Annotated in this window: 13 protein-coding genes; 7 read left to right on the top strand and 6 right to left on the bottom strand. The window is 47.4% G+C overall.

The window, feature by feature from the left end; genetic code table 11:
* Positions 1-31: 31 nt before the first annotated feature.
* Positions 32-3,739: a non-ribosomal peptide synthetase family protein gene (locus tag ACFTRD_RS07005; RefSeq protein WP_379378339.1), complete on the top strand. Its 3,708-nt coding sequence runs from the start codon at positions 32-34 to the stop codon at positions 3,737-3,739.
* 101 nt (positions 3,740-3,840) lie between these two features.
* Here ACFTRD_RS07005 and ACFTRD_RS07000 read toward each other — a convergent pair whose 3' ends face one another.
* Both ACFTRD_RS07000 and ACFTRD_RS06995 read right to left on the bottom strand, forming a co-directional pair.
* Positions 3,841-4,461 carry a TraX family protein gene (locus tag ACFTRD_RS07000; protein WP_379378337.1) on the bottom strand — a complete coding sequence of 207 codons (621 nt, stop codon included), beginning with the start codon at positions 4,459-4,461 and terminating at the stop codon, positions 3,841-3,843.
* A 49-nt stretch (positions 4,462-4,510) separates the two neighbouring features.
* Entirely contained in the window at positions 4,511-5,008 is a 498-nt protein-coding gene (locus ACFTRD_RS06995; protein ID WP_379378335.1) for a GNAT family N-acetyltransferase, read from the bottom strand.
* A 211-nt stretch (positions 5,009-5,219) separates the two neighbouring features.
* On the opposite strand from ACFTRD_RS06995, the gene ACFTRD_RS06990 reads away from it, so the two are divergent.
* Genes ACFTRD_RS06990 through ACFTRD_RS06975 form a run of 4 tightly spaced genes read left to right on the top strand, consistent with a single transcriptional unit; the run spans position 5,220 to position 9,204 of the window.
* The gene (locus ACFTRD_RS06990; protein WP_379378333.1) at positions 5,220-6,665 is read left to right on the top strand and encodes a spore germination protein; all 1,446 of its coding nucleotides are present in this window, start codon (positions 5,220-5,222) and stop codon (positions 6,663-6,665) included.
* Entirely contained in the window at positions 6,665-7,816 is a 1,152-nt protein-coding gene (locus ACFTRD_RS06985; RefSeq protein WP_379378331.1) for a Ger(x)C family spore germination protein, read from the top strand. The genes ACFTRD_RS06990 and ACFTRD_RS06985 overlap by 1 nt, the downstream gene beginning before the upstream one ends.
* Before the next feature lie 47 nt (positions 7,817-7,863).
* The gene (locus ACFTRD_RS06980; RefSeq protein ID WP_192266164.1) at positions 7,864-8,070 is read left to right on the top strand and encodes a hypothetical protein; all 207 of its coding nucleotides are present in this window, start codon (positions 7,864-7,866) and stop codon (positions 8,068-8,070) included.
* A 15-nt stretch (positions 8,071-8,085) separates the two neighbouring features.
* Complete coding sequence (locus ACFTRD_RS06975; protein ID WP_379378329.1) at positions 8,086-9,204, top strand: GerAB/ArcD/ProY family transporter; 1,119 nt, start codon at positions 8,086-8,088, stop codon at positions 9,202-9,204.
* Positions 9,205-9,211: 7 nt separating this feature from the next.
* On the opposite strand, the gene ACFTRD_RS06970 is transcribed toward ACFTRD_RS06975, so the two are convergent.
* Positions 9,212-9,682 carry an RbsD/FucU family protein gene (locus tag ACFTRD_RS06970; RefSeq protein WP_379378327.1) on the bottom strand — a complete coding sequence of 157 codons (471 nt, stop codon included), beginning with the start codon at positions 9,680-9,682 and terminating at the stop codon, positions 9,212-9,214.
* Positions 9,683-9,922: 240 nt separating this feature from the next.
* Between ACFTRD_RS06970 and ACFTRD_RS06965 the strand changes: the two genes are divergently transcribed.
* Both ACFTRD_RS06965 and ACFTRD_RS06960 read left to right on the top strand, forming a co-directional pair.
* Complete coding sequence (locus tag ACFTRD_RS06965; protein WP_062322280.1) at positions 9,923-10,345, top strand: MarR family winged helix-turn-helix transcriptional regulator; 423 nt, start codon at positions 9,923-9,925, stop codon at positions 10,343-10,345.
* Positions 10,346-10,377: 32 nt separating this feature from the next.
* Positions 10,378-11,712, top strand: a complete 1,335-nt coding sequence (locus tag ACFTRD_RS06960; protein WP_379378325.1) for an MFS transporter — start codon at positions 10,378-10,380, stop codon at positions 11,710-11,712.
* A gap of 79 nt (positions 11,713-11,791) precedes the next feature.
* Here ACFTRD_RS06960 and bcbE read toward each other — a convergent pair whose 3' ends face one another.
* The 3 genes from bcbE to ACFTRD_RS06945 form a co-directional block, all read right to left on the bottom strand.
* Positions 11,792-13,093, bottom strand: a complete 1,302-nt coding sequence (gene bcbE, locus ACFTRD_RS06955; protein WP_379378323.1) for a bacillibactin exporter BcbE — start codon at positions 13,091-13,093, stop codon at positions 11,792-11,794.
* 184 nt (positions 13,094-13,277) lie between these two features.
* Entirely contained in the window at positions 13,278-16,187 is a 2,910-nt protein-coding gene (locus ACFTRD_RS06950; RefSeq protein ID WP_379378321.1) for a glycoside hydrolase family 3 C-terminal domain-containing protein, read from the bottom strand.
* Positions 16,188-16,205: 18 nt separating this feature from the next.
* A complete protein-coding gene (locus ACFTRD_RS06945) occupies positions 16,206-17,216 on the bottom strand; it encodes a phosphotransferase family protein (protein WP_379378319.1) in 1,011 nt (336 codons plus the stop codon).
* Positions 17,217-17,297: the final 81 nt, after the last annotated feature.

Genomic DNA, 17,297 nt, shown 5'->3' with positions numbered 1-17,297 from the left:
GAACGGTTTGAACCAAGGAGGAACAACTGAAGTGGTCGAAAATCAATCATCGTCTTCCCATACCATGGAATCTGGCCTGCCGGTTCTTCAGATTCCACTGGATTATGGGCGCCGTCAACAAAGCTTCTCTTATGAGTCCGCTCATATTCCACTAGAAACGTCGCTAAGTCGGGAACTTCATCAGAAATATGGATCAGAAGACGTTTACCCTGCGTTATTGTCTGCGTATGCAGCATTATTGTTCCGTTTATCAGGTGAACAGGAAATCGCCATTGGCACACTAGCTCCAGATCAGGCTGCTTCCCATGTGTTGGTGCAGATTCAGGGCAAGTTAACTTTCAGTGAGCTGATGCGTCAGATTTCAGATCATCTCCAGCTCCATAATTTGCATCAAACCAAAGAAATTCCGGAAACCCTGTTCATGTTTAACCGTGTACAGCTGCCTCAGGCTCCTCAAGTGCTAAACTGGAACATTCGTGATGATCAGGATACGCTCATTCTGGATCTGTTCTACGACAGTTCACTTCTGAATGAATCCACGGTCACAAGATATGCGGAGTATTATCGGACTCTTCTTCTCGCCCTGTTGCGAGATCAAAATAAAGCAATCGGTACAGTGGACATTTTGTCCACTTCAGACCGGTTGTTATACAGAGAAATGAATGACACCACCGTTCTCGAACCAGAGCATCAGACGATTCATGGCTGGTTTGAAGCAACAGCAGCCGAATATCCTGAATCACCGGCAATTACTTCCCCAACCGGTCGTTACACGTATAGAGAGTTGAACGAACGTGCCAATCAGGTTGCCCGTGTGCTGTTATCAAACGGATTGCAAAAAGGGGAATTTGTCAGCATCTTTATGGAGCGGAGCCTGGAAACGATTATTTCTTTGCTCGGTATTCTCAAGGCTGGCGGCGTGTATGTTCCTGTCGATCCTGAGCATCCACAAGAACGAAACAGTTATATTGTCGAAGATACAGCTTCATCATTTGTCCTGACCAAGGAGTCCTCTTTACCTGAAGCCGCACGGTTATTCTCAGGTATTACTACGGTTCGCCAAATTCTGGCCGTGGACGGACGCCTGGCCGGATTTGCAGCAAGCAACCCCAATCTGGATATTCAGCCAGATGACTTGGCGTATATCATCTATACCTCAGGATCTACCGGTAAGCCCAAAGGTGCACTTATTGCCCATCGGGGTGTTACCAATCTCGGTAGTGTCGTGCAACGGGATTGCGATATTAAAGCAGGTGACGTATTAACCCAGTTTGCTACATATAGCTTTGATGCATCGGTGTGGGATACGATTGGCGCCTTGTTCTACGGAGCAGAGCTGTACCTGTTATCGGCGGAAGAACGTGTATCCGTTGAAGAGTTTGCGAGTGCAATTGAACGAACAGGCACAACGATTATTACGATACTGCCTACCATCTTTTTCAACCAGCTTGCTTCCTTCCTGTCGGACGAAGGTTTCCACAAGCTGGCCAAAGTCAAAATCATCACCGTGGCTGGAGAAGCTCTCTATGGAGAGCAGGTTCGTGCCTTCCAGCGCAAATTCGGCAATCAGATTGATATCGTCAATGTATATGGTCCTACGGAATGTACGGTAGCAACAGCGACTCACCGAATTAGCGAGCAAGTTCCGGACAGTGTCGTTAATATTCCAATTGGCAGACCGATTCATAATTATAAAGTGTATATCGTCAATGAAGAACAGCAACTCTGCCCGGTAGGTGTGCCGGGCGAGGTATATATCTCAACACCAGCACTCGCCAAAGGTTATCTGAACCAGCCGGAGCGCACAGCACAGGCGTTCATTGATAATCCGTTTGCCATCGATGAGAAAATCTATAAGTCCGGCGATATAGCCAAAATGCTTGATAACGGATTGCTGGAATATGTCGGCCGCAGCGACTCACAGTTAAAGATTCGCGGTCACCGGATTGAGATCGGGGAGATCGAAGATCATTTTGCCCGTCTGGATCAGGTTCAGGATGTCGCCGTAATTCCCAAGAAGGAATCCGATGGTCAAAACATGCTTGTAGGGTACTTTACATCCAAAGATGGCAGTACACTTTCCGTTGCGGACATCAAAGCCGAGCTAACCGCGAAGCTCCCATCCTATTTTGTACCTAAATGGATATGTCAGCTGGATGAAATGCCGATTGCACCAACAGGAAAAATCAATCGCAAAGCGATGGTGTCCCTCCCCCATGTAGAGCGTCATGAAGATCGGCCTGATCGGGTGCTGCCGGAGACGGAAACCGAAGCGATTATCCTGGAAGCCTGGAAAGAAATTCTTCAGCATGATGACTTTGGTGTGGAGGACAGCTTCTTCGCCATTGGGGGCGATTCACTTCGAGTCATCCATGTGCTGGTCATTCTGAAGCCGCATTATCCGCAGCTGAAAATTGCCGACTTTTTTGCCGAGAAGACGATTCGTGCCTTGGCACAGCGTGTGGAGACGCTGGCTCACGCTGCAGAGGAAACGACTCACTCACCAGTAAATGACGGGGTGATTACCCAATTATCGGAACATCCTGTAGAGCTTTCATCTCAGATTGGATATCCGGAAATTCTGAATCCCGAGCATGTGCTCCTGACCGGGGCTACCGGATATCTCGGATCCCATGTGCTGCAACAGCTGATTCTAACTTCGAATACACGTATCTATACTCTTGTTCGCCGCCCTGCAGACGGAAGCTCTGCCATGGAACGACTGAGCAGCGTAATGGAAGGTTACTTTGGACCAGAAGTGCTGCCTCTCCTCGGATCCCGCGTCGAGATCATCGAAGGCGATCTGGAACAGCCGAATCTTGATCTTTCAGCGGAGCAGACGACTTACGTGCAAGAAAGAATAGACCGGGTCATTCATTGTGCTGCTGATGTACGACATTTCGGGGATGCAGCGCAATTCGCCAAAACCAATGTAGATGGAACCATCGCATTACTTAAACTCGTTCGCCACAAACCGGGTGCCTCCTTCCACCATGTATCCACAATGGGGATACCGGAAGATCTTGCACTCAGTGGACAGTGGGAGTCCTCATTGCAATATGACCGATTCCCTGCGGATCTGCACGTGGACAACCTGTACTCGGACAGCAAGCTTGAAGCTGAGAAAGTGCTTATGATTGCTGCTGAAGAAGGTGTACCTGTAAGTATCTATCGTGCAGGTAATCTGACCTGTCATTCTGAAACGGGACGTTTCCAATCCAACATTGATAGCAACGCCTTTTATCGTATGATTAAAGCGATGTTATTGCTGGGCAAGGCTCCAGCAGCCGACTGGATGGTTGATTTTACACCTATTGATTATGCGAGTCAGGCAATTGCACATCTGGCTTTACGTCAGGATACGGCTGGACGAGTATTCCATATCTGTAATCCGGAGCCTATCAGCTATGACGATCTGATCCGTTCTGTGAACCGGGCCGGTTATGAAGTGGAGACCCTGCCATTTGCAGAGTACACCAACTGGCTGTTCGATGGCAGTGTCAGCAAGGACCCTGAGGCGCTTCAACTGGCGATCGCCCAGCTTGAAGGAGACGGTGCCAAGGATTCTGCATACGTCTATGCCTCTCCTGTAACAACTGCCTATGTGGAACCAGCCGGAATCTCTTGCGCCAAAACGGATGATCGGTTCATCTCAAAAATGCTGGAGCATGCCATCGAGATTGGCTATTTCCCTAAAGCCGTCCGACCGCATTCGGGCACTTCTCCAGTGATAGAGTAAGACCAATAAAGTGAATGCATGTTGCATCCATGTAAATACAAAGAAACCACCTCAATGTCAGTGATGACGGATGAGGTGGTTTCTTTCTTCATGAAGACTTCTTAAATCCAGCGGATCAACGCAATGACAACCAGATGAGCAGGATAAAAATAACGCCAAATCCAGCGGGGTCCTTTCAGACGGAACCCTGCGTTATAATACTGGGCAATTGCGATTCCTGCGGTAGCGACTACACTGTACATCTGAACGGAGCTGCTGTGCAGAAAAATATACAGTATATTTAAGAGCAGGTGGGCCATCACCAGTACTGGTCCCTTGAAGTAACGGAACAACAATACAAGGAGCAGACCATACATCCCATAATCCATATGGGTGATCTCCATCACCAATCCTGCCCCGACTACAATCGGGATTCCCAATATACGGGCTGGCAGCTTATCGAGAACGAGCAATATAAGCAGTGCCGACCACAAGGTCCAGACCACATTCAACGAGAAATGATTAAAAGCCGCCATAAACGGCAATTGGGAGATCATGGCCATCCAGAACAAACGCCATATGTATGTTTTTACGTTGCGAGTATGTTTATAACCGATGTAAATGGCAAAAGCATAGATTGGAAATGCAATCCGACCAATGATTCGCAGTTCTCCTACCTCCGGATAAAAAACGGCTCCTATATGATCAATCAACATGGTGATCATGGCGATCCACTGCATCATTTTGTGCTAATCCCTCCGCTTACCCTGACTTTGGGTTCTCCATACGTTTCTATACTTGAAGTTCATAATACATGAATCCGGTGTCCAGCGTATAGCCCTCCGACTCATATAATGCCTGAGCCTTCTTGTTGCTTATCGCAGTTGAGAGCATTATTCGAACGGCCCCACTCTCTTGCCCGCATTGCCTTGCGGCTTGCAACAGTTTTCGCGCAATTCCACGCTGGCGATGCTCCGAATGTACATACAGATCATTCAGCACCCAAATGGGCCTCATCGACACCGAGCTAAAGCTGGGATACAACTGCACAAATCCCGCGAATCCACTGGACAAAGGCTTGTCCTCGAAGCTGCTCTCATCTCCATCGTCTGTATTCACTTCGGATTCTGCAATCAAAATTACGGATTCCTTTCGCAACATTCGCGCTCTAATAAATTCATTAGCCCCCTTCCGATCTGTAGATTGATCGTAAAACATTCTGTATTCATTGAACAACTGCGCCACTTCGTTAATATCGCCAAGCTCAGCCCGTCTGATCCGATAAGCCATCTTCTCAGCTCCTTCGAAATATAAAATCTTTTATTGTTTCATTCCACCCTTTTATTTTAAAGCACAGCTAATCATCTCCCCATTCATGATCTGCATCAAAGTTTGTAATATATTTCGATAATCCAAACTTAAAAGTATATTTCATTGGAAGCGTCGCACACTATAGTCAGGTCGCCGGCTTAGCATTATAGCATAGGGAGGAGGAACTGAAATGGAAACAGATCATATCTATGAACAGGTTAAAGCTCGTCTATTGGGTGTTGCCGACATGATCTATCAGCCTTTTCAAGTTGGACCCTTTCACTGTGAACTCATCTATATTCAGTCTATCGTGGATACTCCTACAATGCGAGAAGCCATCATCAAACCGCTGCTTGAGGAGGCCTCACGAAATGAAATGGATCCCCTCTTCATCACTCGTGTCATGACCGGATCATTTTTCACGCTCAACAGCCATCACTCGGAATCAGCAGAAGCTATAGCGGATGATCTCGTGTCAGGTAATGCGGCCTTATATATCGAAGGTATTTCGGGCATGATTCATTTTGCTCTTCAAAATTATCAAAGGCGTTCGGTGCCCGAATCCACCAATGAAGTCGTGGTTGTCGGCCCTCAGGAAGCCTTCATTGAAGATATTCATGTAAATATGTCACTGCTTCGGCACAAAATCAAACATCCCGATCTGAAGATGATCAAATTCACCATCGGAAAATATACGAAGACCGAGGTATTCGTTGTATATATTCAAGGGTTATGCAAAGCGGATATTCTGGAAAACGTATTGGAAAGTCTCGGTAATATTGATATGGATAGCAGTTTGGGTGTGAGTTATTTGTCTGAATTTCTTGAGGACCATCCGCTCTCTCCTTTTCCACAATATCAATATACGGAGAGACCCGATACAGTTGCCGCAGCACTGGTTGAAGGGCGGATTGGGGTCATGCAGGACGGAACCCCCTTCTCCCTGCTCATTCCGGTTACTTTTTTCTCGTTGATGCAGTCATCGGAAGATTACTATCAACGATTTCATTCTGCGTCCTTTATCCGAATTATCCGCCTGCTGTTTGCCTTTATAGCCTTTCTGCTGCCATCCTTTTATGTCGCCGTAACTACATTTCATCCGGAGATCATTCCAACCAACCTGCTGATCACCATCGCATCTGCGAGAGAAAATATCCCTTTTCCCGCTCTGATTGAAGCGCTCATTATGGAAGTGACCTTTGAAGGTCTGCGCGAAGCAGGAATACGTATTCCGAAGCCGCTCGGTCAGACGGTATCCATTATTGGCGGGATTGTTATTGGACAAGCAGCCGTACAGGCTGGAATCGTATCAGCACCGCTCGTTATCGTTGTTTCCATCACAGGTGTCGCCGCTTTCATCATCCCGCACTTCGAGCTGGGGCTGGCCTTCAGGCTGCTTCGTTTTCCGGTGCTCTTTATGGGTGGCACCCTGGGTCTCTTCGGCATGGTGATCTCGATCTATCTGATCTATTGGTATATGGTCAGTCTTCGCTCATTTGGCGTTCCCTACATGCAGCCTTTCGCCCCTCTCGTACTGCGTGATATCAAGGATACCATCGTTCGAGTGCCCTGGTTTCTGATGAAAAAGCGGCCGGCAGCCTACGTAGATACGGATGAGAAGAGGCAAAAAACCTGATGAAATATGGAGTGATGCCCCTCAAACTGATTGTCGTGTTGATGTGCGTTTTAATGTGCAGTGGCTGCTGGTCCAAAGTCGAAATTAATGAACGATCTTTTATAACCGCCATGTATGTGGATAAAGGAGAGAAACCGGGTGAAATCGATCTTTCTCTAAGCATGCCACTTCCCAATCGAATTTCACCGGAAGGTACGGGCGGATCTGGAAAAAATCCATATGCGCTCGTTTCGGCAACAGCATACACTATAGCTGATGCTATGGAGAAAATCCAAACGGATCTCACACGAAAGCTTTCCTGGGGACACACACGTGTCGTGGTATTCGGCGAAGCATACGCCAGAGAGGGAATTCAAGATACGATGGAATGGATCTCACGTGAACCTTTGTTCCATCTGAGCAGTTACATCATGGTTGCCAAGGGCAGAGCCAGAGATATAGCTGATCTAACTCCCGTTTTTGAAGAAACACCAAGTGATGTTCTAAGAGAATTTGCAACCGAGGAAAATATGCTAAAAACGCAAGTAATCAGTGTACTTACCGCTGATAAAATGAACCAGGGCTTTGCGGCCCCCTTGCTGCAAAGCAGAGTAACTGCGATGGAAAGTGAGAATAACGCTCGCAAAAAATGGACCAGTCAGGTAGGGGCTGCTCTTTTTAAACAGATGAAAATGGTCGATTCTATTCCGGCTGAGGAAACGAGGAGCGTTGCCTGGGCCAATCGCAAATTGGATACCGTAGCCGTCTCCGTGGAAACCAACAAAGAAAAAGCGAGCATGACAGTCTACAATTTGAATTCCAAAATCAAGGTCAGGCTTGTCAACGGACGTCCTTTTTTTGACATTACTCTACTCGGAAAGGCAGAGATAAATTCCGTGATTCCCCTCCTCAAGGTCAAAGACATTGTGGGTGTTCGAACGATTGAAAAGAAGGCAAATGAAAAAGTGAGTGCCTATCTAACACAGGCGATAAGAAAGGGCCAACGCAAAGAAGCCGATATTCTGATGCTCGGTTATCGACTGGAGTGGGCATATCCACGAATCTGGGAACAGCTGCGGCCCGTTTGGAATGAGTATGTCAAAAACGAATTGCAGTTTCAGGTTAATACCAAAATCAACATCCAGTTCGTAGGTTCGGAGTCCAGCTTCTGATAAGAACAGAGAAGGACAAGTGCAAGGCCACTTAGGAGGAAAACAGAATGGTAGCTGTTGTTTTGTTTGCCGTGCTGTACATATTGGAGTGGCCCCTGATCAAGTCCAGCAAAAAGGGGATGAAACGGGCTTATTTCATTCTGCTGGCGATATTTCTGGTATGGAATACCCTCGCGGTCTCAGTACCGGGATGGCCTAATCCCAATGATATCATCAGGCTGCTCTTCGGCTGGGCAGACCGCCTTTTGGGCTAATGAAAGGAGTACGCCATGATCAAACTATCTGCCGGACAGGCCTACCGCTTTATGTTTGTCTTTCTATATTCCGCACCTATTGCGTTTTTGCTCCAGCGATTGTTCAAAATGAGCGGTTATCAGGGATGGTTATCCACGCTTGGCGGGTTCGCCATCAGTCTGATTCTTCTGTTTTTCACTTACAGACTGGGGGCTGTGCATCCGGATCGGCCCTGGATTGATTTTGGGGAAGAAATTGTAGGCAAGGTCATTCACAAGTTGTTCCTCAGTCTCATTGTGTTGCTGTGCCTGTATTTGATATCCATTGATGTGGAGAATTTCATCGTTTTTTTGCAATCCATGTACTTGCCCGAGACACCCATCTGGATAACAGCAACCATAACCGTTTTATGTATCAGTCTTTCGGCACGCTCAGGTTTGATTACGATCGTCTATTTGTCAGAGGGCATATTTCTGGTTCAAATCTTCACGTCCACTATTATCATGCCTGCGGTAACGGGCGGGGGGAATCCGGATGTTCTGCTCGCCATGTTAACTCATCATGATCTGGGAGAAATTATCACAGGCTCGTTTTCAACCATGCCCTGGTTTTCTGAATGGATGATGTTTCTGTTCCTCGCCCCCGCTGTTGCTTTCAGACGTCCACTTTTGAGAAGTATGTTATTCGCAGGCTTAACGCTTGTGATATTTATTATCGTGTTCTGGATGTTTACCTTGATGAGTTTTGGACCGTATGAAGCCAGTAGTCTTCGTTATCCGCTGCTGGAGATGATACGTTTTGCCCGTTATGGCGATTTTCTGGATAATTTCGATCCTTTTCTGATTGCCATCTGGTCTACAACGATGTTTACCCGCAGTTCATTTCTGCTGTACGTAGCCTCCGTTTGCCTCGCCAAACTAACAGGGGTCCGTCAGAATAAAACAGTCGTCTATCTGCTTGCAGGAACGGCCGCCTCTTTTGTACTTCAATATGCAAAAGATGCGGCTGCCTATGAAATGGCTATTCGTTCTTATGCCATTGCTGCATATGGCGTGCTTATCGAATGTATGCCTATATTCTATGTTGTTATATACTGGATGCGTTTTGGAAAAAACAAAAAGGCGAGCAAAGCGTCTGCCACTCCCTCGCCGTGACTTGCATTTAGTACAATTCAGCCTTTTGTGCTTGCGGAGAGTCCGTTTCCGGGAAAATGACCCCTTTTTTCAAAATCAGATTGGCATACTGCGCACGTTCACCGGTTGCGATGATTGCATAAGCTCGGGAAGCCCTTTCATAAAACGCGAAACGCTCTTCGTGATCAAAGGGGTCCGCGATCCCTTCATGGTCAAGAATCAACTTGCGGTAATCTTCCCAGATGATGGGTACCACCTGATCACCCTTGACAACCTGCATTACGGCTGCCGGCCGCTCAGCATAGGTATCCAGTGGATACAATGTTAGAATGGCATCCAGCAATTCCACGGTACCCAACCCATCACAGCGAATCAGTCGCTGGGCATGACTGGCTGCAGGGAAGTTGCCATCGGCCAATACCATCTCATCTCCATGCCCCATTTCAGACATCAGTTTCAGCAGTTCCGGAGGTATTATTGCGGGAATGTTCTTCAGCATACACAACTCTCCTTGGTCGGCTCCATGATCAGCTGGAGCAGATTCATCTTCGTAACCTCACCAACATGTATCCTACATTATTGCATACAGTGGCATTTCTATTTTATCAGCATTTCCAAAGCTTTGCATAAAACAAGTTCAGCTCTGCTTTGACAAAAATAGTTGTTTGGCATATAGTTGTTATAACAATTAAATGCATTGAGAGTAATTTGCTGAAAGAAAGAGAGGATTTACATGGGGATGGACTATTCGCTCGACCAATCCATTGGATTTATGCTGGGCATGACACACCGCAAAGCTTCGGCTTTGCTCGCTATTCGATTCAAACCCTATGATATTACGACAGAGCAATTTTCTGTTCTGTTTAATATCGGTAAAGGCGAAGGGGTGAATCAGAAGGAAGTTGCCACGCGCGTCTATAAAGACCAGCCCACTACTGCACGGATTATTGACCTGTTGGAAAAGAAAGGCTGGGTTGATCGCCGTACCAGCGAACAGGACCGGAGAGCGTATTTGCTCTATTTGACCGAAGAAGGAAAAACATTGCTTGATCAGCTGGTTCCGCTCGAAAGAGAAATGAATAAAAATCTTACTGAAGGTATTCCCGAAGACCAGATGGAAGCATTTAAACATACTCTTTCCCTCATGAACAGCAACCTGTAACGAATTTTACACCAGGGGGAATGAACAAAATTATGAAAAACTCTGACTCAACACAAGTCAATCTATGGACAACCGATTTTATTTTGCTTATGTTATGCAACTTTTTACTCTTTCTGCAGCTTCATATGATTGTATCTCCACTGCCTTCCTATGTGCAGGACCGTTTTCACGCCAATGCCTTTGAAGTCAGCCTCTTCACGTGTCTTTTTGCCCTCAGCGCCATTGCTGCCCGACTCTACTCCGCGAAAGCATTAGAGAAGGGTCTTCGTAATGCCATGATCTATATTGGCCTGACCGTTGCCTTGCTCGCTACACTTGGATATTACTTTGCAGCAGGTATTGCTGTCCTGTTATTGCTGCGCATGGTATTCGGGATCGGGTTCGGCATGAGCAGCACGGCCTTCCCGACGATGGCATCGGATATTGTGCCCGTAAAACGCATGGGTGAAGGTATGGGCTATTTCGGCCTGTCTACAAGCCTAGCGATGTCCATGGGTCCCATTATTGGGGTCACGGTATTACAAGGAGCCGGGTTTGTAACCCTTATGTTATGTACCGCAGGGGTTATAGCGGTCATCTATCCGCTCAGCTATTCACTGACACGCAAGAAAGCTGTCAGCAACAAAGCTGACGTGATGCAGACATCACCAGCTGGAACAGCTGCGGTGTCTGGCGTTAAGGCAAAGACCCCTTTTAATCGCAAGCTGATTCTGCCAAGTATTCTGAATGGTTTGCTGTCCATCACTTATGGTGGATTGGTTGGATTTATCGTCCTCTATGGCAAGGAAGCCAATCTGGCTAACCCTGCGTTGTTCTTTTTATTTAACGCTCTTGCTGTATTGCTGGTCAGACCCTTTGCAGGACGTATCTATGACAGTAAAGGCCCCAAAGCCTTACTGATTCCCGGGGCAATATTCATCGCTGTCGGACTGATCATTCTTTCCTATGCCACTTCCATGTCCATTGTGTTTGTTGCTGCATTTATATACGGAATCGGATATGGCTCCATGCAGTCCTCACTGCAAACGTGGATGATTCAGATTGTTTCTCCTTCACAGCGCGGTATGGCGAACGGTATGTTTCTAAACACGCTGGATCTTGGGATTGCTACGGGTGCCCTTTTGCTTGGTGCGATCGCTTCCATGACCAGTTATACGGATATGTACCGTTATTCTGTTATATTTATGATTATTTTTCTGCTGATTTACCTGATTCAGGGGAAACGAAGCGGAGGGTTCAGTGTGCCTGTTCATCCGCTTCTCTCTCATACACATATAGAAGCGCAGAATACGGGACAACATGAGAAGAACGAAACGGTAACCGAAGACGGCCTACCAACGGAACGGAAAAATAACGAATCCAAATAAAATGACGATTTCCATGGGAACGCGTCTACACTGTGAGGGAATTAGACTCCAGTGTAGACGCATTTTTTATGTCTCATATTCAGAATGGACTTTTCTTTCTCCGCCCCTGTACATATTTGCTAGGCTGTTTGACATCATCATGATTACGTTCATGCTTTTTCTGTCCGGTACCTGAGGTGGGTTCATTCCCCTGATCCGGTTTGACTGCCAGCAATGTAAGCAACCCTCCTACCGCTCCGGACGCGGCAAGAATACCAAATAGAAGAAAGTGGTGGGATCCGATCAATAATGAGACGATTGGTGGACCAAGAGACACGCCAATAAAACGCATGCTGCTAAACAAGGCCGTAATGGTCCCGCGCTGTTCCTTATCCACACCTTCAGTAACCAGGGCATCCAAACAGGGCAATATGGCCCCTATGCCTGCACCTCCAAGGGTGAACAAACCAACGACCACATATATGTTGTCGAAAAGCCCGATTACGCCAAGAGACACAGTCAAAACAGCAAGTCCGATAAACCCAAGCCATTTCATTCTTGTCTTGTTCTTCCCAATCCATTTCCCGGCAAGATAAGACGACAGACACAAGGCTGCCAACGGAATGGCAAGCACGAGACCTTTGAGTACGCCTTTTAATTTGAACTCCGACTCCAAGGTCTCCGATAGATAAAAGAGCACACCAAAAAGCACAAACATGCAAATACCGCCGATTGCAAAAATGGCATACAGCCAGCGTCCCTTTTCTTTCAATACACTGCGAATGGAAGCAATAAACTCAGGAAAGCTTGGCGGTTCCTCATCTTTCTTAGGTGTTTTCACCAGAAAAATAACCAGGACCAATGACAGCACACAGAGTACCGGAATGGCCATAAAAGGCAAATACCAAAGCCACATAGCCAGTGCTGCACCTAAAATGGGGCTTAATACTTTACCGAAAGTATTCGAGGTTTCAATGATCCCAAGGCTTTTACTCACCTCGTTTTCATCATCGAACATGTCTCCTACCAGTGGAATGACAATCGGAAAGGCCCCCGCTGCCCCAATCCCTTGCAAAAGCCTGCCGGAGAGAATGATCCAGTATGCAGCATTTCCATTCAGCATCCAGGCTGCTCCTCCTGCTACCGCGCCTCCAGCTGCTGCAATGATCAGGCTCGGAATAATGACGGCTTTCCTGCCAAAACGATCCGACAGATACCCTGCAAGTGGAATAAGCAGGATTGCGACGACCGCATAAACCGTAATTAGCATGCTGACTTTGAATGAGGAAACTTTCAATTCACGTTCAATTTGCGGAAGGATGGGAATCAGCATGGAATTGCCCAGCGTCATGATTACCGGGATGGAAGCAAGTGCGACGAGGTCCCACTTTTTGTCGTTCATACCTCAACCACCTTTACAGATTCAGAAAACTACAACGTTATTGTGGGTTGTTCTGCAGTTGAATATACGGGATATGTAAAAAACATCACTTCGAATCACAACGCAAAAAGGCTGTTCGGACACCGAATTCGGTGTCCGAACAGCCTTTTTGCGCTATGCTTTCATGAAGTTGGAGAATAGACGCTTAATGTAACACAAATTGTTGGAGGGCTGCGCCGCCCTTAAACACCATGCACAACTGATCTATCTCATGTTCCGTCTCCAGGTTACAGCGTACTGTTTTCCATTCGGGATCATTTCCATTTACAGTCCCAGGCCCCGGAACGACACAGGTCCCCAGCAACGGCCCTTCCGGACCTCCAGCTCGAATCTCAAGAGTACCGGCTTTTCCAAAAGCAGCGACCCTGCCCTCAAACGCACGGGCTTGTCGGAACGCATTATCGTGAAATGAAATCCACGAGGCTTGACCTTCGCGATATAACGGTTCACCTGAAGCAATTGCGCGGACAGCTGAACGCCCTTCCAGACATTCATCCAGAAGAATACCTGCATATGCATCGTAATTTTCCGCATAAGTAGGCAGATTCAGCGCACGTGCAGGAATGATTTCCCCTTCGATGTGAATTTCGGCTGTCTGACAGATATCTGATGAGGAACGACCAACCATGATTGACCAGGAAGCTGTTTCAAGGCAAAATCTGTCACGAGTGACATCCCACAGAGCAAGCTTCTCCATAGGAATTTCGAAAGAGAGCTTCTCTGCAGCGCCAGAGGCAACATGAATCCGCCGAAAGCCGATCAACTGTCTTTGCGGGCGTTTCACCCTGGAAGTTCGCGCGTGTCCATACAGTTGAACCACTTCATCACTGTCATAAGGCCCTTTGTTCTCGACCTGTACCTCAATCTTCAGCACATCTTCTCCAGAAGCTCCCTGTCCCCGATCCACTTGGATCGATTTATACTCAAATTCTGAATAGGTCAACCCATGACCAAAGGGAAACAGAACAGGGCCTTCATGATACATATAAGTTGTACCGTTAAGAATGATATCATAATCCATGATGTCAGGAAGCTGCGATTCATCCTCATACCAGGTCATGTTTAATCTGCCAGCAGGAGCATAATTTCCAAGCAGAACATCGGCAACCGCATTTCCTAATTCCTGCCCTGCATGTGTCAGGTATACAATTGCCGGAGCCACATCTTTCAACTCTTGCAGTACAAATGGATAACTGCCCACAATGACAACCACCGTATTAGGGTTCACATTGCAGACTTCCTTCACCAGCCGAACCTGATCAGGCGGAAGCAGCAGACTAGGGCGATCGATTTCCTCTTTACCGTTAATATACGGACTATTACCGACAACAACGACAGAGACGTCGCTGTTCTGTGCAGCTTCTCTCGCCTGCTCTATTCCGTTAGCAATCACATCCAGCTTGAACACAGCAGGTTCCTGCATTCCTTCTATCGCATTTGGATTTCCAGATGCCCTCAAGTCCTCATCTGTTTGTTCCGTCATTGGAGAAAGCACCCGTTGCCCCTGCTGTTCATTCAACTCCAACGGAACCCCATTCCATGAACGCAGCGTACTGTTTCCATCCGCTAGTGAATTAATCTGTATCACTTCCTTGACGAACCAGCCACCAATCTCCGGTGCATTCGCCTGATAAATGCCCTGTTCGGTTAACGAAACATAGCGATTATTCCTCACACTGCGAAGCGTGTGACTTCCCCAGCCCCAATCCTGATGGATGAACTCGGCTGTCTCTGCACTGCCTTCCGGTGCGGCAACAAGCTTTCCTTCAGCACCAAGCGTGATTACCTTTCCATCGCCTGTCCTCAGGCTTATGCGATCATTCCCATCTACAAAAGATACTTCTGCTCCGGCAAGCTGCTTGCGCAGTCCTTCAAGAGCGGTAACACGATAAGGCAGCGTGCCGCTGTACCAATCGGTATAGACCACATCCGCAAGGGGGCCAATCACACTAACTTTTTGCAACGTTTCTGCATGGAGTGGAAGCAGACCCTCGTTTTTGAGTAAAACGATAGACTCGGCAGCCGCTCTATAGCTTAACTTTCCATGTTCAGGTGCACACAATACAGACTCCGTTATCGAAGCGTACGGATTAAGACCCGTCTGATCCAGTTGGCCAAGCCGCATCCGCACGCCAAAAATATTACGAATGGCCCGATCAAGATCCTCGACCTCCAGCAAGTTCCGCTCAAGCGCCTCTTCCAAGGCAGATACGACTAAATCAACCTCGTCCGTCAAACAGTCCACGCCTGCCTTTATAGCGCCTGCCGCCGATTCCGCATGCGAGGCATGATAACCGTGATAATTGACCGTCTGGGACAAGTCACCCCCGTCACAGACGATAAATCCAAGCATGGCCCACTCACCCTTGACCACATCATTCACATATGGGCTTTCAATGGCTGGTGTGCCGTTGATGGAATTGTATGCCGTCATCATCGACAAGGCACCGCCTTCTACGAATGGCGTCTCAAATGCTTTTAAATAATATTCACGCAAGTTGCGCGGATCGATGCTGGATGAGCAATTTAACCGATCCTTCTCATTATTGTTGGCAAAAAAGTGCTTCAGCGTCGCTACCATTTTCAGATAGAAAGAGTGATTACCCTGCATGCCTTTCACAAGCGCTGCCGACATTTCACCCGTCAGTACGGGGTCTTCACCATAACCTTCTTCCGTTCTGCCCCAACGCGGATCACGTTCCAGATCGACGGTTGGTGCCCATAAAGTCAAGCCATGGCGTTCAGGTGCACGATGGTGGTATGCTCTGGCTTCATCTCCGATGACGGAGCCAATCTCACGCATGAGCCTCGTATTCCAGGTGCTCGACAAACCGAGAGGTTGCGGAAACACGGTAGCCTCGCCGATCCAGGCAACCCCGTGAGCCGCCTCACCTCCAACGTTGTAGCCGGGGATTCCCAATCGGGGCACAGCGGCTTCACGAGTAGGAATTAATCGAATCTTCTCCTCGGTTGTCAGACGCGCGATCAAGTCATCCAGTCGTTCTTCCAAGGACAATGTTGCGTCCCACATTGGAAATTGAACATACTCCTTCATGCTAAACCCTCCTACGCATTAGTTAAGTTTGAGTTGCTTCCATTGTTCCAATAGATTCCGTGTACGTTCGCAATACTTCTGTCCTGCCTCCGGCTGATCCACCTGATGCTCATGGACATACGCATTAAAGTAAGAGGAAAGTATCCGATAAGCAAGTCGGCGAGCCTGTCCCTCATCAGACATATCCTGTGGGTGACCATAGCCTTCATGAAAAGCAGCTGATTCTGTCGATAAAATGGCTTCAAACTCCCTGTCAGCAAACATGGAACGATCCCCGTCAATAAGGGCGGCAATGTTTAGCTCCCCGTTTTCCTCATGTACAAGCACGTTAGCTTCCCACAGATCATTATGCACAAGAACCGGAACAGCCACCTGATCAAATAAATCCTTATTTTTAATGAACATGTCTGCAATCTCTTGCCCCACACCTGGCATATACCCGGCTTGTGACGCTTTGAGGGCCGTCTCTTCTGCAAAAGAGTGCAGCACCTCGGACCAATGATTCGAGCCTTTAATCGTCCCATCGCCCTGCGGCCAGCCAAACGATGTACCCTCAATCTGATGCATGACAGCGGTATAAGCGCCGAGCTGATGATATAATCGCTCTTTATCTGCTTCCGAAATCGATGGATGATCCAGCTGCTTACTGGGGATAAACTCCATAAACATGTACGTTCTCGGAATGATCGATCCACTGTCATCACAGGCAATAATGTTTGGAGCGGGAATGCCGACCTTATGGTAGTAGTCATAAACAACAGGTTCGGCCGCCATCATCGTACGTTCAAATGAAAATAACGGATCGCTCGCAGAACCGGACGGCATTACTACCCGCTCTGGGGCCAAACGCAAAATCACATCCGCAACTGATGCATGTTCAAGCTGAATCCGGTACGTTGTATTAAAAAGTCCACCATGCAGAAGAGCAAAATTCTTCACGATGGTAGCGGTTCCAAAATTTTTCTCCACCAGATGGTGCAGCATCTCTGCTGTAATGGTTTGATGTAACCCTGAATTCATTGTGATCATTTTATTTAATCCCCTATCTTTATCTGTCACTAGCAATTTACATGATACTACCATTCAATTGCTAAAACCATATTTTCTATG

This window comes from Paenibacillus sp. NPDC056933 (genome assembly GCF_042674385.1).
Lineage (GTDB): Bacteria > Bacillota > Bacilli > Paenibacillales > Paenibacillaceae > Paenibacillus.
This window is presented reverse-complemented; position numbering and strand designations above follow the sequence as displayed.

What these genes read in the sequence shown, in the direction of transcription:
- ACFTRD_RS07000 (WP_379378337.1), bottom strand. Translation starts at nt 4,461, where the DNA reads ATGATGCAGTGGATCGCCATGATCACCATGTTGATTGATCATATAGGA.
- ACFTRD_RS06995 (WP_379378335.1), bottom strand. Translation starts at nt 5,008, where the DNA reads ATGGCTTATCGGATCAGACGGGCTGAGCTTGGCGATATTAACGAAGTG.
- ACFTRD_RS06990 (WP_379378333.1), top strand. Translation starts at nt 5,220, where the DNA reads ATGGAAACAGATCATATCTATGAACAGGTTAAAGCTCGTCTATTGGGT.
- ACFTRD_RS06985 (WP_379378331.1), top strand. Translation starts at nt 6,665, where the DNA reads ATGAAATATGGAGTGATGCCCCTCAAACTGATTGTCGTGTTGATGTGC.
- ACFTRD_RS06980 (WP_192266164.1), top strand. Translation starts at nt 7,864, where the DNA reads ATGGTAGCTGTTGTTTTGTTTGCCGTGCTGTACATATTGGAGTGGCCC.
- ACFTRD_RS06975 (WP_379378329.1), top strand. Translation starts at nt 8,086, where the DNA reads ATGATCAAACTATCTGCCGGACAGGCCTACCGCTTTATGTTTGTCTTT.
- ACFTRD_RS06970 (WP_379378327.1), bottom strand. Translation starts at nt 9,682, where the DNA reads ATGCTGAAGAACATTCCCGCAATAATACCTCCGGAACTGCTGAAACTG.
- ACFTRD_RS06965 (WP_062322280.1), top strand. Translation starts at nt 9,923, where the DNA reads ATGGACTATTCGCTCGACCAATCCATTGGATTTATGCTGGGCATGACA.
- ACFTRD_RS06960 (WP_379378325.1), top strand. Translation starts at nt 10,378, where the DNA reads ATGAAAAACTCTGACTCAACACAAGTCAATCTATGGACAACCGATTTT.
- bcbE (WP_379378323.1), bottom strand. Translation starts at nt 13,093, where the DNA reads ATGAACGACAAAAAGTGGGACCTCGTCGCACTTGCTTCCATCCCGGTA.
- ACFTRD_RS06950 (WP_379378321.1), bottom strand. Translation starts at nt 16,187, where the DNA reads ATGAAGGAGTATGTTCAATTTCCAATGTGGGACGCAACATTGTCCTTG.
- ACFTRD_RS06945 (WP_379378319.1), bottom strand. Translation starts at nt 17,216, where the DNA reads ATGATCACAATGAATTCAGGGTTACATCAAACCATTACAGCAGAGATG.